The sequence below is a fragment of the Burkholderia lata genome, from assembly GCF_902499025.1.
In the GTDB taxonomy this organism is placed as follows: Bacteria; Pseudomonadota; Gammaproteobacteria; order Burkholderiales; family Burkholderiaceae; genus Burkholderia; species Burkholderia lata_C.
Genome location: NZ_CABVPW010000058.1, coordinates 23,899 through 44,127 on the forward strand (window position 1 = coordinate 23,899; position 20,229 = coordinate 44,127).

The following is a 20,229-nucleotide window of genomic DNA, read 5'->3' on the forward strand; positions in this document are numbered from 1 at the left end:
GTATTACATTTTTTAACAATCTGTAACAGTTTCTTTCAGAATGCCGGTGCGCGTCATTTCCCCGAAAGACACATTGTTTCGTGCAGCTTTCGGACCTTGACACTGAAAAGCGCCGCGTAAGCTGGTGCACAACCCCAAGTCTCGCTTCCACCGGACCGGCCTCGCCCGACCCGACTAGCTAGCCGCCGTGCCCGTGCCAGGGACGGCATGCCCATCAATCGGAGAACACTTTGTCCAAGAAACCGCCGAAAAAACCTGAAGACGACGCAACCTTCGACCCCACCGTCCCGGACGGTTCCACGTCGGAAAGCGACGAACTCGACTTGCCGGCCACGTTCGCGCACGTGCCTGACAAGGTCGAACTCAGTGCCACCGCGCGCGAAATGTTCGCTGATCTGCCCGACAGCCTGATTCGGATCATCATCCATGAGAGCGAGGAAGTCGCTCACTCGACCCGCAAGATCATGCAGGAGCACATGCGGATCGGTGGCAACTTCGCGCATATCCACGCCTCCGTGATCGGACACTACGTCAGCACGATGGGAGACACCCGCAAGGTTCGGAACATGGCCGCAGAGCAGGTCTATGCCTTCCTCACCAAGCTCTTCCAGAAGTCGAAGTCGTCAGTCAGCTTGTATATCCGGTGCTACAACAAATTCTCGAACAACATTGGCGCGGTCGAAATGCTGACGATCAGCGACATGTCTCTGCTGGTCCACAGCCACATCAGCGACGAGGTTGTCGAGAAAGTGATCGACGCACGGCGCGAGGACCCCGATCTCACCAAGAGCGAAGTCACACGCCTCATCGCATCGCTAAAGGACGAGATCGCTGGCAAGGACAACAGCATCGAGGAAGCGACCTCGCAATTGACCGCCACCGTCGGCCGATTGGACGACGCGCAAAAGGAAATTGACCGACTGTCGTCCGAGCTGACCAACGTACGCCAAGAACAATCGCGCGAGAAAGTGAAAGCGCAAGAGACGCAGGTCTCGCTCGCCTCAGCCGGAAAGCAGGTGAGCACGCTGCACCAGACGCTGGCGAACACGGAACGCGAGGTCCAACAGTTGACCGCCGAAATCGTCAAGCTCAAGGCCAACCCGGTCAGGACCGAGGTTCCGGTGCCGACTTTGCCGGACGCCTACACGAAGCTGCAGGATGCGCTGAACGCCAAGCTCGCCGAGTTCGACACGGCAAGCGCCAAGCTCGAAGAGGTGCAGGCGCAACTTTCAGAGCTCGAAGCTCGTGCGCAGGAACATAGCGCGGCAATCGAAGCGAGCGCGGTGCTCGAGAAGAAGATTCGCGGGCTGATCGACACTTTCGGCTCGTTCGTACAGGACTACCACAGCGCGCAACTGCTCGCGACCGCAGACGGAAACCCGACACGCTTCAAGCCGCTGTTTCAGGCGTTCAGCGATCTGATCGGCAAGTTCCATGTTGAGGTGACGGCCGCCGCAAAAGCCTGATTCCGACGGGCCACGCTACATCGTTGTGCAGTAGAAGAGAGATAGAAAAATGGAAAAGAAGAACTCGCGCGAGACCTACCGTTCGATCGAGCGACTGTACGTACCTAACTGGCTGACCGAGCGCATCCAGGTCGCCAACTTCGACCTCGTCGATCAGATGAAGTGGCTGCTCGAAATGGATGGGGATTTCAACGACATCCTTGCCGTCGAGCGCAAAGAGATTGATCACGTCAAACACAACGAGGAGTCGCTGCGCAATCTGCTGCGCACGCCGTTCCTGATGGTCGCGCCGACGCTCGAGTCGGTGGAGGATTGGCGCTGCTTCGTCGACGACACACCGACAACCGTCGCGGTCGACCAACTGTTTCGCAAGCTGCCCCCGCTCGACGCACTGGCGAAATTTTCGGTCGAGCATCACAACCGGGTTTTCCTCGATCTGGTCACGAGCGTCATCCACCTAAGCGTGCTTGCGGCTCCGTTGCTCGGGATCACGACCGAGGTGGCCACCTACCTTGCGTCAGTACCGCCCTACAAGCTGCGCATCGCACTGGGCCGGATGAAAGGCCTGCCGCTGTTCCGATGGCGCTTCAACTCGCCGACGTTCTGGTATCAGTTCACCGGCAGCGACCTGACCGACGAGATGGTCGCGCACCAGATCATGGCAACCTCGCCGATCCGAATGAACAGCGCGCCAGGCAAGGCGGGCTGGAGCGACCTGCGCCTATCTCGCGACAAAAACGAGACGTACGCCCACGCATTAATGGCATACGGCTGCCGCGCGTCGACCGCCGCCAGCCTGTTTCGACTGAATCAGAACGCGATGCGCCAGCGATACGTCGAGATGCACGGGACCAGCTCGCCGTGCGGCAACACACCGAACTCGCTGAACTGGTTCGTCGAAACGCCGGCCAATCGCCTACACGGCACGATCTTCACGTGGCTGTATCGCGCCGCGCTCGCCGCCGGCGCCAATGCACCCCAGGCCCTGATCGCAACGAACGACGTCTACCAGCAGATCTTCGGTGGCCAGCACGCCATCTCGGTCGACCGCGGCTGCAACCTGACCCGGGCGATGGCGGCTGACAACCGACTCACGATCGCACCGTGCCGCAACTGCCGAACGGAATACATCGTCAGCAACAACGACACGAAGATCGAGATGCACCATAGCTTCGACTGCCCGGCATGCACTGGGCACCTCGGGGCGAAGCGCCGCGGTGGCAAAGCGAGGGTGCGCAATGACGAATAACCGCGATCGAGTCGACGCCGATCCCCTCCCCGATCTGCCGGCGAGCTTGATCGTCATCAATGGCGATCGCCTGCCGCAGTTCGCGTGGTACGACGCGGAGACGGAGCAGTATTACTCGGAGGCCGATGGGCAAGTCATTGTCGACGTCCGAGCTGCGCTGCCTTGGGCCGCGCAATACGTTCACTGAGCGCACCATGGACGACCTCGCCTACCTCGTCTCAGAAAGCAACGCCGCCTGGCTCGACGGTCGTGGCGACGGCCGGTTCGAGCGGTACGAGCGGTTTTATCAGTCCGAGCGGGAGAGACAGGCTGAGACGTTCGAGCTCGAGCAAGTCAACGACGCCTATCCCGAGTGGGTCGGGAGCCAGCCGCCACGGGTGCTTGGGATGTTGTCCCGACCGTGGTTCGGCAAGGTGCTGGTCGCGTTCACATGCATGTACGTTGGTACGCAGGCCGTCCCTGCCATGTCCTCGGCGATCCCGTACAAGTCAACGGTACTCCTCGGCGTGGCTTTCGTCGGGTTGCGTGTCTTTCACTGGCGACGACGGCGCGCGAGATGATCACGAGAACTTGATTCCCGCCCGACGGCGGGATTTTTTTGCCCAAACACCATTAAGTCTGACGAAATCAAACCGTAATCTAGAATTGGCGTCTTTTGGCTCGCCCTAGCCATTTTAAAAACGGGGCCCTCGGCCGCGCGAACTTGACTTCGCCGCGGCGTCGGTAGGATGGATTCAAGGGTTCGCAAGGTGCGCACCCTACAACAATACGAGGACCAGACATGAAGAAGATCACGACCATCAGCCTTTCGGCGCTCGCGGCAGCAGCCGTGCTCGCGCTTGCCGCATGCGGCGGCGGCGGTGGCGACAGTGGCAGCACGAACACGGGATCGAATGGCAACAATCCGAACCCGTCCAACCCCGGCACCCCGTCGACCACCGTCCCGGGCACTGTCGACAGCGCACAGTACCCTGCCGGCAGCGCCCAGCTCGCCGCACTGAACCTCCTGAACCAGTACCGCACGCAATGCGGCTTCCCGGCGCTCAAGCAGAACACGGTTCTTGATCAGGCAGCTCAGAACCACGCGAAATACATGGGTCTCAACAACGCGGTTACGGACAATGAGGTGTCCGGGAATGCCGGCTTCACTGGCGGAACCTACGCCGATCGCGTCGTCGCTGCCGGATTTCCGAAAGGCACGCTCGGGATCGGGGCCAGCGGGGCAAGTGCGGTCTTCACCAGCAACTTCAATGCTACTGTTGCTGGCCAGCAATTCGTCTATTCCCTTGTGGGCGGGGCATATCACTCTGTCGTCGCGACGTTCCCGGTCGATGTAGCCGGTTTCGGCGAATCGGAAACGCAGACGACCTCTGGGTCCTACACATTTACGGAGTCGTGGCAGTCGATCAGCATGTACAGTGCAAGTGCGCAAACGCTGCAGAATGGGCCGAAGACGTTTCCCTGCGACGGCGTAACTGGTGTCCCGTATCGTGCAGCAGGTGAAACTCCTGTTCCCCCGAACGTGTCGTCATCTGGTTGGGGCACCCCGATCACCGTGATGGGTAACCTCACCGATGTGATCGCGATTCAGACAGCGACCGTGACGGGCCCGTCTGGCGCCGTCGCCGTTCAGATTCTCAACTCTGACACGGACCCGAACAAACTGATCGGCAAGTATCAGGCCGTCGTGTATCCGACATCCCCGCTAACGGCAAACACCGCGTACAGCGTGACGATTACTGGAACCGTGAACGGTACCGCGTTCTCCCGGAACTTCAGCTTCACGACCGGAAACGCCGTCGGCTGATTAGATCCCTGCCACGAACGACAAAGCGCCCTTTCGGGCGCTTTTCTTTTTCCAGTGCGCAGGTACTCAATGGTTACATTGGCCGTTACCCGCACCCGCCGTGTTGACCCAGAAGAAGTCCACCACACCGCTCGACGGATTGACGTAGCACATTGCAGTCCATGTATTCTGCTGGCTGCATGCGAGCTGCTTGTTGTACCACGGCCCCGTCAACGTCCCCGTGAACACCTTGTCGTCATCGAACCCGACGCCCTTCGGATAGTTTGGGTTCGCGTTCGGAAGCGTGCTCCAATCCCGCCACGACGTCGAAAGTCTGAAAGGGGCATTTCTCGTTATCGTTTGTTCGATCGCATTGAAGATTTGCTTATCAAATGCGGTCATCGTGTGATTGCTCGCTGCAGCGGTACAAACGACGTTCGGATCGATGACGACGGGAGGTGGCGGCGTAACGTGTGTGCAACCTGGTTGTGTCCAACTGGTGCCTGTCCACCACGATGGAGCTGTCGTATCAAACCCCGCTGGACACTGCGGTTGAGCTGCGTAGCTGCACTGCGGCTCCGACCACCGCGAACCTTGCCAAACCGAGGCAGCCAACGTCGTCCAGCCTGCGCCAGATTGGCACTGCGGTTGCGGAATTGCCCCGTTACGAAGCGGAACCGCACATGTCGAATCCTGATAGCCCGGCGTGCACGGGATCGGCGCACAAGCCTGCCGCATTCCGATGTACGAACCGGCCTTGTCGTAGAACGGATACGACCGAAGACCGAACCCCGGCTGGCACGAACCGTCCGCAAATGCACTGCTCGCCACCATCGACAGCAGCACCGGCATACCCCACTTCATCCAGCTTTTCACTTCCCTCTCCCTTAATACGAGCAGTAGGTTTCAACGACAGCGGTGCCGCTGGTCCCGTTGCCATTTCCATCGGTAATAAACACCGTCCACGGGCCACCGCCCGATGCCGAAACGTTCACGGTCGCCGTCGGATTCACGTAGAAGCTCACCGGACTGAAGATGATTTGCGGCGTTCCGCCGGTCGCACAGTTCGGAGCTGGAACGCCCCAACCGTTCTGAACCATGAAGTACCCGTGCCGCAATGCCGGGCCACCGATCGGCAACCAGACATGGTCTTGACACGACAAAATCTGCCCCCGCCCGTCATTGTTCTGCGCCAACGCGCCATTTAGCGGGCACGATGCGCGGGGCGTTGCAACCGCGCCCGGCGTGATCGTCTGCGTCACTTGCAGTTGCCCGTTCACGCTGCTGTCGCCGGTTGAGATCGGCGCCGGCGCAGAACCATTCGCGGTCTGAACTGCGAGCGTGCCTGGCGTACGCACCGCGTTGCTGACCGCGACATTCGACGCGGCTAGCGTTGGCGCCGCGATCGTCCCCGTCGCGTCGATGTTGCCAACGTTGTGCAGGTCCACGCCGTTGACGTCCTGACTACCCGTCCATTTCAGTGAGCCGTCTCGCCGAATGAACACCGAGTTCCCATCCGATGACGGTCCGTTCGTCGCCATCACGATGCCCGCCGGCGCTCCCGGCACCGGGTTATTGGCTGTCCACGCCCCGTTGAGACCCCGAACGATCGCCGAGTTCTGCGTCGACGAGAACCCGAAGCCCGTTCCCGCCGCCTGCGCGACAATCCCGGCGCCAGCGACATCGGGCTGGCCGAGCCTGGTCACCGGCTGCGATGAATAGAAGACGTAGCTCACCTGGCACGACGTCGACCCCGTCGAACAGCCGTCCGGGCCCACGCTCATCTGAATCATGTAGCTGCCGCCCCAGAACGGGCCGGCCGCGTAGTTCGCCTTCAGATACCCGCCTGCGCGCAAGTCAGCGAACGTTGGTGGGGTAACGGCCGTCGTCTTGTCGCCGACCATCTGCGCCACCAACGTGCCGTACTTGTCGGTTACCCACTTTGACAGGGCCGCGCTGATCACCGCCTGGTTCTGTCCTTCGACGCTCAGCAAGTCGTGCCGACGCTTCACGACGTCGCGCTGCATGCCTTGCAACGTCATGAGTGCGGCGGCAACGAGCACGATCACGACTTCAATGATGCTGAGCATCGCCGGTCCTCAATTGTCTTTCGTTGCGTACAGGACGATGCTCGCGGTGTTCCCTGCCGAAGCGCATGCCGTGGCCGCCGTGCTCGAATTGAATGCCGTGCCCGGTCCGAAAATCGTCGTATTGTTCACCTTGACCTGCGTGTAGGCAGCCGAAATCGAATCGGCCGACAGCGCGCAGACGGTCGCAGGAATCGGGTAAGTCACCGCGATCGCGTCATTCGCCGCGGTCACGGTCGCCGGGGCCGCAGTAACTGCGCCACCGAAGATCCCGGTCAGGGCACCAGACGTCTTGTTCAACCGACGTCCGGCCGTATCAAACGCGCGGTTCTGCGTGAGCGACAGCATCGTGACTCCCGAGAAGTCGATTTCACCGGCTGTTGCGTCCTGAATCCCGCTTCGGAAGTACTGCGCCTCGCTCTTGAACTGCAGCGCGTGAATCCGATCCATCACGAATCCACGGCCCATATAGACGGCGAGCGCGATCAGCGCCGCGGCCGCCATCACGCCAGCGGCTTCAACGAGCGACAGCTCACCCTTTTGTTTCCGGCGGCTCTTGCCGATGTACGGGCGCTTCAGCGGTTGCGGCTTGTTGGTCTTTTCCATTCGAACGGCTCCTAGTATTTCTGGTTGATAGAGGTAGAGGCCCCGTCAAACGCGACGGCACCCGTTGCAAAGTACGAACCCAGGCCGAAGACAAGGAACGCCAGCACCGCGCCGGCGAGCAGCACGTAGTGCGTGATCTTCGCGTTGCGCCGAACCGATTCGACAACGCGATCAAGCGAGCTATGCCCGAGGCTTTTCACCGACTCGACGAACTGATCCCGCCCTGAAGCGTCAGTGAGGATGTCGATCGTCATTTCGGAAAAGATGCCGGTGTCCAATGCGTGCATCGGCTTGTGGGGATTTGCAGTTAGCCGCGTGCTCATTTGACGGATGTGCCATCGCATCCACGGATCGGCAGATTTCGCGAGCTTGTCCAATGCGGCGCGCAACGTCAGGCCGGAGTCGAACAGCCCTGCGAGGGAAACGATCAACAGCGCAGCACGCAAGTCGCGGCGATTGCGCCACATCAACGGCATCGCATCGACCTTGTTTCTGAATGGGCCCGTCCAACGCTTCAGCGTTTGGAAGTACCCGAGAATCAGCCCCCCGACGACAGCACTGGTCAGCCACCAGTAGTCAGCGCAGAAGGTGTCAAAGGCGTAGACGAATTGGCCGAACGTCGACCATTTCTCGAGCGGTTGCACATCAAGCGTCGCCGGCAGGATCTCAGAACCGAACAGCACGCAGAATGCGTACAGGTAGACCAGCAGGAACGCCGGGTATGCCATCTGCATCGATGTCGTCGTCGACAACACGCCCTTTGCGTGCGCCGCCATTTCGGCCAGTTCAAGACCACGAGCCGCCGCATCCTCGCGTGGGGATTCGCCTGCCAGCTCGAGCAGTACGTACTCGTCGTTCGGGATGAACGGCTTGATCGCTGTGGCAAAGTTGTCGCCGGCGCGCATGCGCTGCGCGACCTTCTGGAAGGCGAGCCACGAGAGGTTTCTCCGCTTTTGATGACGCTCCGCGAGCGTGTCCAACCGCTCGAGTAGCGTCTCGCTGTTCCGCAGGCCCTTCTTCGCGACGTCAAGCCGTGTTTCGCGATAGAACATCTCGCGGCTCGCCTTGAACCGCCAGGTCGAAACGCGCAAGCGCTCCTTCACCGGAAGCATCTTGAAGAGTGCGTATGAGAATGACTTGATCACGAGGGAATCACCCCATCGGCATCGGGAGCCACGCGGTATGCATCAAACGCGCACATCGATTCGTCAATGAACCGAGGATCGATAAGCCCGCGCGACGCCTTGTAAAGCGCGTGCTCGTAGACCGTCTTTCCCGTCATATCGGCGTCGGAGAAATCCGACTTCCGACTGGTCCGCCACACGTCCTCCGCGCCGCGCCAATCGCGTGCGGCGACTCGATCGAGAAATGCGGGTGTCGGGCGATACAGCTCCATCGCCAGCGTCTGCCCCTTGATGCCAGCGGCCACCTTGCCGTCCCGCGTGAACAAGCCCGGGCGCCGGCAGTGCTCGCAGCCGCCCTCGTCGCGACATGCCATGGTCGACGGGTCCAAACCGAACTTCCGTTCCAGCGACGAGATCTGCGCGGGCGACAGCACATCAGTTGCTGGACGTTTGCAATTCGGGCAGAGCTTCGGGATCAGCTTTTGATTGCCGACCGCGTTCAGGAAGCTGCCTGAGGCCACTTCGTCCATCGGCAACTTCAGCCGACCGCCGACCAGCCGCATCACCGCGCCGAGAATGCTGTTGCCGTGCAATGTCGCGCGGACCGGGTGTCCGGTCAGCGAGAGTTCGGCAACCAAGCCAGCCAGCACCGAATCGCGCACCTCACCGATCGTCAGGTCATCAGGGTCCATCCGCATCAGCGTGCGGATCACCTCGACGATCTTGCGGTTGGCATCGTCTTCGGTCTCGTTCGGCCGGCGCTGAATCGAGATATCGGACAGCCACGGCGCCGGCACCTCGGACGGCTCGTTCACGGCGAACTGCTTAATGCGATCGCGGTTCGGGACCAGATACGACATTGCCCGCAGCAGCGTCGTCTTCGCAGAACCCGTTTCCCCAGTCAGGAAGGTCGCCCCGCCCGTCACCTTGCCAAGGCTTTCAAGAATCTCAAGCTGGCTTGCTTCCAACCCCATCTCGTGGGGCAAGAGCACGCGCGCGTGCTTGAAGTTCCCATCCAGCAATCGCAATGCGACGTCGAATCCGCCCACAAGCGGCGTGCTCTGCCAGCGGATGTTGACGAGGTCAGTGTGCGCGACGAGCGGGATCATCGCGGACTGCGGCGCGGTCGGCTGAAACGTCTCGCCAGAATTCGTATTGCGTTGGACCAGATCCTGATAGGCCGCTGACAATGAACGGCGCACGAGCGCCTTCGGCATCTTCCGGTACGAATACAACTCTCCGTCGACGCGAATCCGCAATTCGACGTTTTCGACAAAATCGCGGTACTCGTAGTGAACATCCCCCGCGCCATACGCCGTCGCGGCCTCGATCACATCGCGGAACGCGCCGATCATGCGTGACGATTCAGGCACGAAGTTAGATGCCCGCTGCTTCTCCTTGCCATAAAGTGCGGCGATCACATCCTCGTCGGCGACCATCTCCTCAAGAACCGAAATGTCAGCGTGCGCGAGATCCTTCAGGTAGGTCGCGTACAACTGGCCTTCGTGGAAGCGCTGGGTCGCTACGACGATCGAAGTCCCTGCCTGCAGTTCGACCGCGATGAATTCCCGCCGGGCCGACTCCGTCACCACCAGCGCCGCGTGCTCCTCGCGCTGGCACAACACGCGCTTGAAGTTCAGCGACTCAGCGTGGACGAGGCGCGGTCTGCCACTTTCGACCGCAATCTCCGGCGTCTCGGTTACGTCAGTCCCGATGCGGCGTACGGTGGGCGGAACGTCGTAACCCGACGTCCACTGCGAAGCCGCATCGGCATCCGGCGTGACATACGCTTCCGCGGGTTCAGTCGATTCGGGCGTGCGTGCGAAATCCCCCATCGGAGTGACCGTCGGCTCGGCCCGCACCTCCACATCGGGCTCCGTTGCAGACGCGGCATTCCCGCGCACGTCGGCCAGCGGGGCCGACGATTCCGCGCCCGCCGGCACGCCGATTTCAGTTGTTGACCGCGGCGTGGGCTGGCCAGACACTCCAACGGCCGTTTCCACTTTCTGTTCCGAGTCGAGGCCTTCGCCGATCACTGCAACGTCCTCGGCTTCATCCTGAGCTTGACGCAGCTTCATGGCCATCGTCATCGGCTGGCCCTGGCTCGCTTGCCGTGGATTCACCGGCTTGCTCGAGGTCTTGAAGCGGGGCTCACGTGCACCATGCGGCTCGTTCGGCACTGCGTGCTCGCCCCCGTCGACCGGCTCCCGGCCAACGATCGGCATCGAGGACGGCGAGCTATCGGTAAATCCGGCCTTGAACGCCTTCAGCCGACCGAGCAGGCCGCGCTTCGCCGGTTCCTGCGGCTCCATTTCCGCGAAGAGGCTCATTGCGCACCTCCGAGGGGGATGCCCAGCAGCGGCGCCCCGGCCGGCAACGGCGAACCCAGATCCACGAGCGAGCGAACCGCGTTCGTTGCCGGCGACTGGATCGGCGCGGCGCTACGAATCGGCTCCTTCCATGTGCGCTTGCCTTCGGCCACCGTCACCGCGTAGCCGTCGACGCCCTTGACGCTCCAGCCGTTGAGCAGCGTCGTGCCGACGCGCGCCGGATAGATCGCGTCGCGGTAGGAGTAAAGGATGTGGGTGCCAGCTTCGTCGTTGAACGCCCCGAGGAATGCGACAGGCTCGGCATGCGCTCGCGGCGACCGAATCGGCTTCTCGACCGGCTTCGACGCGGACTCGGCAGCAACGCCGCTTGAGGCGATGCCCGGCTGGGGCTGCGACATCGCGCCGGGTGGCAACATCCCCGGCGCAGTCGTGGTCCCGCCCAAGCTTCGAACAACGCTCGCTCGCGCCAGTTGATCGATGTCGTCGATCGACAGCTTGGCGCCGACGGGATCGGCCTGCGCGGACACGGCGATACCGACGCCCGCCGCGATGAGTGCGTGCTTAATTAAAGACATAGTATTTGCCCTTCGCGGTGAAGTGGACGCCATACGGCGAGTCGCCCGTTTCCTTGTTGGGGGTCGCAGCCGCGCCCTCGTTGAGGCGCAGCTCGACCCTCAGCGATTCGAGCGCCATGTTGGGCGGCAGCTTGGCAAGCAGCGGCGACTGCCAGCGGAAACCTTCGATCGTCCAGTCGCCTTGCTTGAGCAAGCGTCCGACGTGCGCCCCCTCACCCGCACCTGGCACAGCAATAAGAGGGCGCGCCTCGCCGACGTTGACGGTGTAGCCGTAGGCGCGAAGTTCGAGGGGTTGGACCGACATCCGTTGCGGTGGCGTCTGCAGCATGTCGATGAATGCTTGCTCGGCCGGCCAGCTCTTCGATTCGCTTTCCATCAGCGAAGCCGCTTTCGGGATGGCCGGCCCGCGTGAGTCCAGCGCGCGGCCGTCACGAGCGAAACTCACCGGCCGCATGTCCGATGTCGCGGCCTGATCGAACCCGGCGAAGGTGCCGCCGTTTCGGCGAAACGTCATCGTGCAGAACCCTGCGGATGGGCAGTTCGCCTCCTGAAACAGCCAGCCCTTGATCACGGTTTCTCTGCCACCCACAGCGGCAAGCAACGCCGGCGCCAGCTCCGACGCACGCGGTTGCATACGCGCGAACACGTCACGAACCGCGACTGCATACTGTTCAGTGAACGTCGGTGCACGCGGTGGGGGTGGCGGCGGCGAAAGCAGGTCGATCAGCTTCGGAACGCCAACAAGTGCAATCGCCGTAATGAGAACCACGGGTACGATCGTCGGCACCGAAATCCACGGCTTGCCGAGTCGCCCTACCTTGCGGCTTGCCAGCAGCTCACTCGCCTGAAACGGCTCATCGACGTCGCCGATTCGGTCGCCCGTGCCAAGCGTGTCGAGCTTGAGATTGCTCTTCAGGCACTCCTGCTCGATCTCGAGACGGCGCGCTTGCGCCGCTTCGGGCGTCAGCACCTCGTCGCTGCGAACCGCGCCGCGCACGACGAAGACCATGTAGACACGCATGCCGTCCTGCAACAGCACTAGCGCGGCAGGTCGGCTCTTGATCAGTTCGTGGAGCGCAACGCGCGCTGCGCCCGAATAAAGGCGCGCGCCTTTGATCTTCGACATGTCCGGGTCGGCGAAGCCGCCGATCAGCTCGGTGCCGACCTTGAACTCGACGTAGTGCGTCGCATTGAAGGCGTCGGTATAGCGCCGGCGCTCGGCACTCCCGCCCTTCACCGGGTATGCTCGCCAGTTGATGCCGAACACCAAGCGGGAACGCTTGTCGGTCGGCAGAGGTTCGGTGATGTGCATCATGGCGTCACATCGACGGAACGACCGTCGCCTTAAGCATGATCACCTGGAACGTCTTCGACTTGTTCCAGCGGCCGGTGAGGCCGGCGAGGCCCGCATTCGTCGTGCTGTCTGCTTGATCCGTGATCGCGCCATACAACACGACCGTCTGGCCATCCGACAGTGCGATCGTCTGGTCGTCCTTCGTGCCGACCGTATGCGCGAGCTGGATCTGTTGTTGGGTCTGGCCGGAGCCCGCACCCGCGCTAGTGAACGGACCGTTGAGCTTCGAGCTGTCGGCCCAGTACGCGAGCACGATCTGGTTGTGATCGTTGACGGCCGGCAGCACGTTCACGAAGTCGCCCGTCGTGATGGTGCCAGGCGTCAGCCCCGGCACACCGCCAGACGTGGCCGTCAGGGAGCCGGACGAAGGCGTGGTCGATCGCAGGTAGTCATCGCTCTTGAACGATGCGATCGAGACCGGCAACCCGTTGAGGGTCATCTTGGTCATCGTGTTGTCCTGCACCGTGCGGCCGTACTGGTTCAGCGCGTTCACGACGGCATTCGTGCCGGAAAACGGCGCGTCCGGGCGCAATACCGACACGCCAACCGAGCCGCCGCCGGTCGCAAGCGACGTCGGCGACGTGAAACTGATCGCGTAGCGCGCGAGGCCAGCGTGCATCGAGTTGAACACCACGTCGGCATTCATCCCCGCCTGACTGCCGTTGTTCAATGCGATCTGGAGCGTCCGAACCGTAATCGCCACCTGACGCGTGGAAATCGCGTTCTCGTGCTTGAGCAGCTTGCCGATGTTGTCCGCGGCCTCCTTGGTGTCGTACACCATCACCAGCCGGCTCTGCGGGTTCACGCTCACGCGGCCCATCGGCGATTTCAGCTTGTCGATCTCCGCCGTGATCGCGGCAATCTGATCGAAGTCGCCTTCGCGGCCCGTCGACGTCTGCGCCGAGAACGAACCGGTGTTGCCTCCGGAGCTGCCGCCACCGCCGCTACCCGACTGATTGCCGGTCGACGTGTCCATCCCCTTGCTCATCGTCGACTTGATCGACACCTTGCCCGGGATCGCAGCGATCTGGTACATGCGGGTGACGAAGCGGTTCACGTTGATCGTGCTGCCGTCGAACGACCAGTCGAGCCCCAGGTCGGTCGTCATGTTCCGCATGTACATGCCGGTCTTGCCAGAGAACGCCTGACGGTAGATCGGCTCTTCGGTTCGGGTGCCGTTGTTCTGCCCCTTCGATTCGGTTTGGCCGGGCACCAGCGAGTCGCGCGGTACGAACACGTCCGGACTCAGATGAACCGGATAGCCCGTCGCCGTCGAAATCAGCGTGGCGATCTGCTTGATGCCGAGGTTCGCGGGCAGCGTGACCGTTTTGTCGCGGAACACGGCGGGCAGTGTCGCCTCGTAGGCGAGCGGTACCAGTCTGTCTCCCAAGAACGCGGTGGGCACGTCCTCGACCAGTGCCATTGGGGCCGGCCCCTTACCGAGCGCGTCCGAGATCGTGCGGTGAGCAGCGTCGTAGCTGTCGTTGACGTCTTGCTGCGTCACGGCGCAGCCTGCGGCCATCAACGCGGCCGCGATCGCGACGGCAGATTTCAAAAGGTGAACACGCATGGTTCTCAATCCTGGCAATTGCCCGCGCGTGCGATCACGCGGATGACGTTGTTCGAGTGGCGGCACGCGCGCGTCGGCGTGCGCATGTGGTTCGTGGCCTTCATCACCTGCTGCAGCACAGAGGTGAAGTCGCCACTGAAGGACGCGTTGAACTCCAGCGGTAGGTCGTCGTCGATCTTCCACGCCAGTTGCCAGCCCTGCTGCTGCAGCCAGCGGTCAAGCGCGTCGCGCAGATTTACGTCCGCCGGCGTGACGGAGAAGGTCAGCGTGCCGCTCGCGATCGGGGCAGCCGCGCCCGGCAGAACGACGGCGGCGACGTCGGTCGACGCAGCCGCAGTTGTGCTCGCCTGCGTCGGCTGCAGCTGCGCCTGCTTCGGGTTCTCTGCGACTGCCGGCGCAGCTTTTGGCCCAGAGGCAAGCACCTGCCAGCCGTCGGTGTCGATTGAGTTCTTGATGGGATCGGTCGCAGCGTGTGCCACGATGTTCAACACGGCCAGCGCCGCCGCTACGATCGCGCGAATCCGCGCCTGATTCGAATGTGTCTTCTGCATGGTTACCGGCCCTGTTGCATAAAGCGGCGATAGATCGCGCTGGCGTAGACGAGCTGCTTGGACGGCGTCACGGCGTTGTAGGCACCGACCGCTTTCCAGTTCGGCCCGAAGCGACGCACATTCGACGCGAGAATCCACGCTCCGACGTAGGCGCTGACGCAGCCGTTGAAAAGGTGCTCGCGGCGGATGCCGTAGCGCGCCAGCGTCGGCAGCCACGACGTGTTGATCTGCATGAGGCCGATGTCCTCGCTGCCGTTGGTGTTCCTGTTCACGGCGCCCGGGCGCATCCCTGACTCGTGCTGCGCGATCACGCGCAGCAGCCGCGGATTCACGCGATGGAAGGTCGCCGCGTCGTCAAGGCAATCCGCTCGACTCGGCAGCGCAGTGAATGCCAACACGGCGGCTACGATCGGTACGATGCGCATCACGAGGCCGGCCCTCCGCTCGCCTGCAGGGTGGCGTCCGGCACTTCGCGGTAGACCACCTCTTTGCGACGCTTGACGTGGATCGTGTTGCCGTCGGCCGTGACCGTGAACAGATCGGACGTGCCTTCGAACATGAAGTAACGCCCCTTCTGCTCGCCGATGCCCAGGTTTCGTGTGTCCGTCACACCGACCCGAACGACCGACTCTGCGAACTTGAAGTACGTGCGCCCCTCTCGATCGAACACCGTCTCGAGCTTTGCCGCGTTCGGCAAATCGAAGTCGTATACGGTCTTCGCATCACGCGTGACCTCGACGCGGTTCGACTCGTCAGCAACTACGAAGCGTTCTGCCCGATCGATCGTCAGCACGCTCTTGGTGTCGTCCCAGCTCGTGCGCAGCACCTTCCCGTCGGGCGTCTTGAACGTGACCGTCTTGGCAGGCTTCGACGTGAAGCGGATCTGCGTGTGCGTGTCGTCGCCGTCCCGGATCGCCTGCGCGCCGAAGCGTTCAGCCAGGCGCGACACCGGCGGCGATTCGGCCGTGACGCGCGCGACAACGCTGTTCAACCCGGCCTCGTCTGCGTCGCGACCCGACGACGCGTAGTTCAACGCGGCAGACTTCGGCGCGTCGCGATGCAAACGCACATGTCGCGCAGCGAAATCGACGTCGGCATATAGCCCGGTTTGCGTCATCAAGCGATCGAGCGCCTGCATCCAGTTTTCGCCCTCGCGCGTGCCGAACTGCTCGGAAGTCGTCAGGTCAACGTCCTTCTGTGCCGACCCCGTCCAACCCTGCGGGACAAGCGCCTTGACGAAGCCACCGACCGTCATCGACGCGTGAAGCGCGCGGACAGGTGCAAGCGCGGAGCGCGTGCCGATCATCACGAGCCGGTTGGTGAAGCCATCGAAGCCGGCTGGCTGATCGTCTTTCATCGCAGCCAGTGCGCCGCTGCCACCGATGAACGTGTTCGCCTTCTTCCAGCGGGCCGTCGCCGAATGGGCACCGACCTTGTAGGTGATCGAAGACGGCGTGCCTTCGACTACCACGTACGGGCCTTCGGTATGGCCGCCTTCTGCGACGATGACCTGGCCCGCGCGCGGCTGGATGTAGGTCTTTTCGCCGTCGTTGAAGATCAGCGCCGGACGTTCGGAAATGCCGCCGAGGATGTCGTAGTCGAAGTCGAACGGATCGGTATTTGCCGCCGACGCGGCCCCGCACACGATCGCCAATGCGGCGCACGCGAGAGTCTTGGTCGTGTGCTTCACAGGCCTGCCTCGATCATGGAAAGGTGTCGCACGAACCGTGCGAAGTACGAGCGACCGGGATTGGGGTTCGCGCTGTGGTAGTAGGCGACGGCCTTCGCGACCGAGTCGGTGCGCGCGAAGTTCTCGGTGAGGATCGCTTCCGCGACAGCAACGTTCGTCGCGGGTGCGAGCGCATCCCACGCTGACGCAAAACGCTTGCCGTGGTAGCACCAGTTCACCTGCATAAGGCCGACATCGAAATTGCAACGCTCACGCGCCAGCAGCGACTCGATTGCCTTGTAGGCCTCCTCGCGCGACTTGAAGAAGTAACCCTGGCCCGCAACGTTCAGCGTCCAAGGCCATGCGCGGCCGCGGTAGTTCGATTCGTTCAGCGCGATCCCGGCGAGAATCTTCGGATCGACATTCGTGTGCAGCAGCTCGAACGGGACAACCGCGCGGGAGCACGCCCAACCGCCCCGCCGCTCAGCAAGCGCCGCTTGCGCGCCGTCGTCGAGGACAAGAGGCTGCAGCCAGCCACGCTCGATGAAGAGATCGTCCAGCGCAACTTCGCGGCCGTCGATCGATACAGTGACGCCCCTGCTCGGGGAGCTGCGCACGGTCTGCCCGATCAGGGGTGACGCCCATTCGACGAATGCGTCGAGGCCGCAGTAATAGACAGGCTTGCCGGGCAACATCGCGACCTGACGCGTCTGTCCGTCTTGAATGACGACGCTCACCGGGCTGATCACCTGCGCGATCACCGCAGCCTGCGCACACGCGCTCGCGAGTGTCATGGCGATGACAAATGCCATGCGCCCGATCATCGCGGCCCCCGATACTGTTCGAGCACCATGTCGCGATTGATCTTGAGCATGAAGTGGCGCTCGCCCGGTGACGAGTTGATCGTCGGCGGGATGTTTTTGTAGCGATCGAGCACCGACTGCGCCGTTTGTGCCGCGATCTGGCCGCCCGTGCTGCCAACTTGAGTGACGCCAAGCGGGCCCGTCGTTGTGCTCTGGTCGCCGCTGGAGAATCTCCTCACCAGAATGGCGGTCAGGAAGGACGTCGAATAGATCTTCCAGAAGTGGTTGTTCACATGGCCGCTGAATCCGGCCGCACCGTCGCCATCTGCGCCTTGCGCGCCATACAGCGGCACGTGCTTGCCGTTCGGCAGCCGCATTTCTGCGCCAGCGACGAGAATCGATTCCTGCCCCGGCTCAATGTCCGAGCTGTACGGCGCAACGATCGTAGTGCCCCATGGAATCACCAGGCATCGGCCATCGCCGTTGTTCGCGTACACGTCGGTCTCGACGGTCAGCGACGCGGTGCCGGGGCGATCCGAGTTGAGCTCCTCGTTTGAGAGAACGGGGATCTTTGCCGGCGGCGACAGCGTGCAGCCCGCCGACTGGCCGACAAAGCCCGATCGCGGGAAATCCTTGTCGCCTTCGCTGATCTTCGCGACGTCGTGCAAGAACGCGTTATCGCGCTGTTGCGTGGTCATGGGACCAGCCGCCTGCCCCCCACGCGAAGCCAGTGCCGCCTGCGCCGTCGCGTCCTTCATCGCAGCGTCCTGAGCCGCCGCCTGCTGCAACAGCATCTGTTGGGGCGAGATGATGCCGTTCGGCAACTGCGGTTGCTGCGGCTGGCCTTCCTTGACCTTGACGCCCGCACGGAAGATCGGCGAGACGTAGATACTGTCCTGGTCGCTTGCGGCTTTGAGTTCCGCCGTGCCAGCGCTCGGCAACACGGCATCAGCCGACAGCGTCGGCTTCTTCGCGTTCGCGGCAGCTGCAGCACTGGCGGCCGCAGCTGCATCAGCTGCGCGTCGGCGTGCCTCGGCCTGTTGCTCTTCGATGATCTTGTCGACGTCGGCCTTGTTGCCATTGCTCTTGTCGACCACTTCAGCAGCGCGTTCGCGCTTGGCCCGCAGGGCCTCCTCTTCCGACTTGTTTGCTTGTTGGGTCTGCGTATAGAACCCCAGCGCGCCGATTGCAACGGCCGCAATCCCGCCAACCGCGATGATGACGTTGCGCGGGACCTTGCCCTTGAACAGGGCCTTCTCGTCCGCGCTGGTCGGATCGGTCTGCTTTGCCATACCGTCCTCAGAATCCGAACAGGCCGCGACGGCCGCGAGTGATCGTCACTTCCTCGCCCGGTCGCGTGAGCTTCACCTCGTCGGCCAGTCGCTGGATGACGATGTACGGGCCGCGGCGGATAAAGTTCGGGCTGACGGTGTCGCCACCGTCCTTGATGGTCGGCACGGCAAACGGCGTGCGCGGCGGCATCCGAATCCAGATGAACGTGCCATCGTCGAAGACGGTCTCGGGCTTGAGCGAGTTGGTGCCGGACACGGAGTACTCGAAGTTCAGCTTGTCGGGCGACACGCCGATCGGGCCGGAGTCAGATTGGCCAGGATGATCGGCATCTTGGTCGTCGCCCGCCGCGTTACCGCGCGCGCGCACCTTCGTCATCAGCGAATTCGGGTAGTTGAAGCGAACGTTCTGGTAGAACAAGCCGCCCAGCGGCGACGACACGAGCGTCAGCTCGTACTCGCGCTTGTTTGTGCTCAGGTGCAACGTATTGACGAGACCCGGCTTGGTCGGCTTCACATACACGTGGTTTGCGCCGTCGGTATCCAGAACCCACTGCACCGAGTCGCCCATCGCCGGCTCGCTGATCAGGCTCTCCCCACGCTCGAGCTCGATGGTCGTCAGCTTCAGCGGCGCGGTCATCACACGGAAGATCTTGTCGCGGCTGTACGAAAACACGGCCATGCGCGCGTCGCCCGGCATCGTGATCGGATCCGCGCCCGAGTTGTACGGATTCACCGGGCTCATCGCATCGCCGATGATGCTGCCGACGTCGAAGTTCGGGATCGGGGAAACCAGACTCGCGGCATTCTTCGCGGCGACCGCATTGGCCGACGCCGCGATCATCGCGAGCGCGCCCCAGGTCAGGAGGGAACGTGTTCGTTTCATGCGCCGGTTTTTTGCAGGGTGAAGAACGGGTAGTAGAGGCCGTACGGATTCGTGCCCAGCACGTCTTCCGCGGTCGGGGGGATGATCTGGTAGCGCATCGTCAGCGCGAAACGGATGTCGACCGGCTTGTCGGTCGGTGATTGCCGAGTCGAGGTCGTGAACTCGACGACGACCGTCGAATCCTCAAGCAGCGACACGTTCGTGACTTTGGTTTCGCGGACGAGCTTCGGGTTGGTCGTGATCTGGTCGAACGGCTTGTCGTCGCTGATCCACGTTGCGAACTGATTCTTCGCGTTGCCAACCATCTTGGCCTTGACTGCGTTGATGTTCTTGGCGAGCCGGGAAGTGCGGATATCGTCGGTCAAGACTGGCTCGATCGTGAACCAGTGCTCGACGTCCTGCTTGATCGCCGTGCGCTTCGCCTGGTCGTCAGGGTTGTATGCCGCCAACTGCTTGACCAGCGGATTGCCGCCGGCGTCTGACGACACGCCGTACGACCGGACGACCGACGGCGGCGGCTGGCGAGTGTAGACGGCACCGCCCGCGATGATCGCGAGAATGAAGCAGAAGGTCTTCCAGTGATTGGCTTCGACGCGCAGACGCGTTCCCTGATCGAAGATGATCTTTTCGGGATCCTCGTTCGAGAAGTGGCCGGGCGCCGGCGACAGGGCGACCTGCTTCTTGTTACGGGAAAGGAGTCTGGGGAGTCGCATCACGGAGTTCCAATTGGGACGGGTCAATTGGAACAGCCGGGACGACAACGGCACTTGGGAAAAGAGCCGTCATTTCAGGGACCTTTTCGCGACGCCAGCAACCATCTTGAGACCGAACATGTCATGCGCAGTTGAAATCCGATTGCCAGCGCTGTCCCGTTCGAGCGATGG

Annotated in this window: 20 protein-coding genes; 5 read left to right on the top strand and 15 right to left on the bottom strand. The window is 62.5% G+C overall.

The genetic code is table 11. The features are described from left to right. Positions 1 to 230 precede the first annotated feature (230 nt). From BDI24065_RS37445 to BDI24065_RS37465, 5 genes are all read left to right on the top strand, one after another. A complete protein-coding gene (locus tag BDI24065_RS37445; RefSeq protein ID WP_175035418.1) occupies positions 231 to 1,466 on the top strand; it encodes a hypothetical protein in 1,236 nt (411 codons plus the stop codon). Positions 1,467 to 1,515: 49 nt separating this feature from the next. Then, positions 1,516 to 2,715: a FlhC family transcriptional regulator gene (locus BDI24065_RS37450; RefSeq protein WP_175035419.1), complete on the top strand. Its 1,200-nt coding sequence runs from the start codon at positions 1,516 to 1,518 to the stop codon at positions 2,713 to 2,715. Continuing rightward, positions 2,705 to 2,902: a hypothetical protein gene (locus tag BDI24065_RS37455; protein ID WP_175035420.1), complete on the top strand. Its 198-nt coding sequence runs from the start codon at positions 2,705 to 2,707 to the stop codon at positions 2,900 to 2,902. The genes BDI24065_RS37450 and BDI24065_RS37455 overlap by 11 nt, the downstream gene beginning before the upstream one ends. A gap of 7 nt (positions 2,903 to 2,909) precedes the next feature. After that, positions 2,910 to 3,275, top strand: a complete 366-nt coding sequence (locus BDI24065_RS37460) for a hypothetical protein (protein ID WP_175035421.1) — start codon at positions 2,910 to 2,912, stop codon at positions 3,273 to 3,275. Positions 3,276 to 3,496: 221 nt separating this feature from the next. After that, positions 3,497 to 4,522, top strand: a complete 1,026-nt coding sequence (locus BDI24065_RS37465; protein ID WP_175035422.1) for a CAP domain-containing protein — start codon at positions 3,497 to 3,499, stop codon at positions 4,520 to 4,522. Positions 4,523 to 4,588: 66 nt separating this feature from the next. Here the strand turns inward: BDI24065_RS37465 and BDI24065_RS37470 are convergent, their stop codons facing one another. From BDI24065_RS37470 to BDI24065_RS37540, 15 genes are read right to left on the bottom strand one after another with little or no spacing between them, the layout of a single operon-like run. Beyond that, positions 4,589 to 5,377 carry a hypothetical protein gene (locus tag BDI24065_RS37470; protein ID WP_175035423.1) on the bottom strand — a complete coding sequence of 263 codons (789 nt, stop codon included), beginning with the start codon at positions 5,375 to 5,377 and terminating at the stop codon, positions 4,589 to 4,591. A gap of 11 nt (positions 5,378 to 5,388) precedes the next feature. Then, a complete protein-coding gene (locus BDI24065_RS37475) occupies positions 5,389 to 6,591 on the bottom strand; it encodes a hypothetical protein (protein WP_175035424.1) in 1,203 nt (400 codons plus the stop codon). Positions 6,592 to 6,600: 9 nt separating this feature from the next. Next, positions 6,601 to 7,194, bottom strand: a complete 594-nt coding sequence (locus BDI24065_RS37480) for a type 4 pilus major pilin (RefSeq protein WP_175035425.1) — start codon at positions 7,192 to 7,194, stop codon at positions 6,601 to 6,603. An 11-nt stretch (positions 7,195 to 7,205) separates the two neighbouring features. Continuing rightward, positions 7,206 to 8,339, bottom strand: a complete 1,134-nt coding sequence (locus BDI24065_RS37485; protein ID WP_175035426.1) for a type II secretion system protein — start codon at positions 8,337 to 8,339, stop codon at positions 7,206 to 7,208. Continuing rightward, entirely contained in the window at positions 8,336 to 10,648 is a 2,313-nt protein-coding gene (locus tag BDI24065_RS37490; RefSeq protein WP_175035427.1) for an ATPase, T2SS/T4P/T4SS family, read from the bottom strand. The genes BDI24065_RS37485 and BDI24065_RS37490 overlap by 4 nt, the downstream gene beginning before the upstream one ends. Continuing rightward, complete coding sequence (locus BDI24065_RS37495; RefSeq protein ID WP_254609940.1) at positions 10,645 to 11,175, bottom strand: hypothetical protein; 531 nt, start codon at positions 11,173 to 11,175, stop codon at positions 10,645 to 10,647. Before BDI24065_RS37495 ends, BDI24065_RS37490 begins: the two co-directional genes overlap by 4 nt. Before the next feature lie 34 nt (positions 11,176 to 11,209). Further along, positions 11,210 to 12,538: a hypothetical protein gene (locus BDI24065_RS37500; protein ID WP_175035428.1), complete on the bottom strand. Its 1,329-nt coding sequence runs from the start codon at positions 12,536 to 12,538 to the stop codon at positions 11,210 to 11,212. A 4-nt stretch (positions 12,539 to 12,542) separates the two neighbouring features. After that, positions 12,543 to 14,147, bottom strand: coding sequence for a type II secretory pathway protein (locus BDI24065_RS37505; RefSeq protein ID WP_175035429.1), 1,605 nt, complete (start codon positions 14,145 to 14,147; stop codon positions 12,543 to 12,545). Positions 14,148 to 14,152: 5 nt separating this feature from the next. Then, a complete protein-coding gene (locus BDI24065_RS37510; RefSeq protein WP_175035430.1) occupies positions 14,153 to 14,698 on the bottom strand; it encodes a toxin co-regulated pilus biosynthesis Q family protein in 546 nt (181 codons plus the stop codon). Positions 14,699 to 14,700: 2 nt separating this feature from the next. Next, on the bottom strand, positions 14,701 to 15,123 hold the full coding sequence (locus BDI24065_RS37515; protein WP_175035440.1) for a lytic transglycosylase domain-containing protein: 423 nt from the start codon (positions 15,121 to 15,123) through the stop codon (positions 14,701 to 14,703). After that, a complete protein-coding gene (locus BDI24065_RS37520; RefSeq protein WP_175035431.1) occupies positions 15,123 to 16,388 on the bottom strand; it encodes a TrbG/VirB9 family P-type conjugative transfer protein in 1,266 nt (421 codons plus the stop codon). The genes BDI24065_RS37515 and BDI24065_RS37520 overlap by 1 nt, the downstream gene beginning before the upstream one ends. Continuing rightward, positions 16,385 to 17,191, bottom strand: coding sequence for a transglycosylase SLT domain-containing protein (locus tag BDI24065_RS37525; RefSeq protein ID WP_175035432.1), 807 nt, complete (start codon positions 17,189 to 17,191; stop codon positions 16,385 to 16,387). The genes BDI24065_RS37520 and BDI24065_RS37525 overlap by 4 nt, the downstream gene beginning before the upstream one ends. Next, a complete protein-coding gene (locus BDI24065_RS37530) occupies positions 17,188 to 18,462 on the bottom strand; it encodes a TrbI/VirB10 family protein (protein WP_175035433.1) in 1,275 nt (424 codons plus the stop codon). The genes BDI24065_RS37525 and BDI24065_RS37530 overlap by 4 nt, the downstream gene beginning before the upstream one ends. Before the next feature lie 7 nt (positions 18,463 to 18,469). After that, positions 18,470 to 19,345 carry a TrbG/VirB9 family P-type conjugative transfer protein gene (locus tag BDI24065_RS37535; protein WP_175035434.1) on the bottom strand — a complete coding sequence of 292 codons (876 nt, stop codon included), beginning with the start codon at positions 19,343 to 19,345 and terminating at the stop codon, positions 18,470 to 18,472. Further along, complete coding sequence (locus BDI24065_RS37540; protein WP_175035435.1) at positions 19,342 to 20,058, bottom strand: type IV secretion system protein; 717 nt, start codon at positions 20,056 to 20,058, stop codon at positions 19,342 to 19,344. Before BDI24065_RS37540 ends, BDI24065_RS37535 begins: the two co-directional genes overlap by 4 nt. Positions 20,059 to 20,229: the final 171 nt, after the last annotated feature.

What these genes read in the sequence shown, in the direction of transcription:
- BDI24065_RS37450 (WP_175035419.1), top strand. Translation starts at nt 1,516, where the DNA reads ATGGAAAAGAAGAACTCGCGCGAGACCTACCGTTCGATCGAGCGACTG.
- BDI24065_RS37455 (WP_175035420.1), top strand. Translation starts at nt 2,705, where the DNA reads ATGACGAATAACCGCGATCGAGTCGACGCCGATCCCCTCCCCGATCTG.
- BDI24065_RS37460 (WP_175035421.1), top strand. Translation starts at nt 2,910, where the DNA reads ATGGACGACCTCGCCTACCTCGTCTCAGAAAGCAACGCCGCCTGGCTC.
- BDI24065_RS37465 (WP_175035422.1), top strand. Translation starts at nt 3,497, where the DNA reads ATGAAGAAGATCACGACCATCAGCCTTTCGGCGCTCGCGGCAGCAGCC.
- BDI24065_RS37475 (WP_175035424.1), bottom strand. Translation starts at nt 6,591, where the DNA reads ATGCTCAGCATCATTGAAGTCGTGATCGTGCTCGTTGCCGCCGCACTC.
- BDI24065_RS37480 (WP_175035425.1), bottom strand. Translation starts at nt 7,194, where the DNA reads ATGGAAAAGACCAACAAGCCGCAACCGCTGAAGCGCCCGTACATCGGC.
- BDI24065_RS37490 (WP_175035427.1), bottom strand. Translation starts at nt 10,648, where the DNA reads ATGAGCCTCTTCGCGGAAATGGAGCCGCAGGAACCGGCGAAGCGCGGC.
- BDI24065_RS37500 (WP_175035428.1), bottom strand. Translation starts at nt 12,538, where the DNA reads ATGATGCACATCACCGAACCTCTGCCGACCGACAAGCGTTCCCGCTTG.
- BDI24065_RS37505 (WP_175035429.1), bottom strand. Translation starts at nt 14,147, where the DNA reads ATGCGTGTTCACCTTTTGAAATCTGCCGTCGCGATCGCGGCCGCGTTG.
- BDI24065_RS37510 (WP_175035430.1), bottom strand. Translation starts at nt 14,698, where the DNA reads ATGCAGAAGACACATTCGAATCAGGCGCGGATTCGCGCGATCGTAGCG.
- BDI24065_RS37515 (WP_175035440.1), bottom strand. Translation starts at nt 15,123, where the DNA reads ATGCGCATCGTACCGATCGTAGCCGCCGTGTTGGCATTCACTGCGCTG.
- BDI24065_RS37525 (WP_175035432.1), bottom strand. Translation starts at nt 17,191, where the DNA reads ATGATCGGGCGCATGGCATTTGTCATCGCCATGACACTCGCGAGCGCG.
- BDI24065_RS37530 (WP_175035433.1), bottom strand. Translation starts at nt 18,462, where the DNA reads ATGGCAAAGCAGACCGATCCGACCAGCGCGGACGAGAAGGCCCTGTTC.
- BDI24065_RS37535 (WP_175035434.1), bottom strand. Translation starts at nt 19,345, where the DNA reads ATGAAACGAACACGTTCCCTCCTGACCTGGGGCGCGCTCGCGATGATC.
- BDI24065_RS37540 (WP_175035435.1), bottom strand. Translation starts at nt 20,058, where the DNA reads ATGCGACTCCCCAGACTCCTTTCCCGTAACAAGAAGCAGGTCGCCCTG.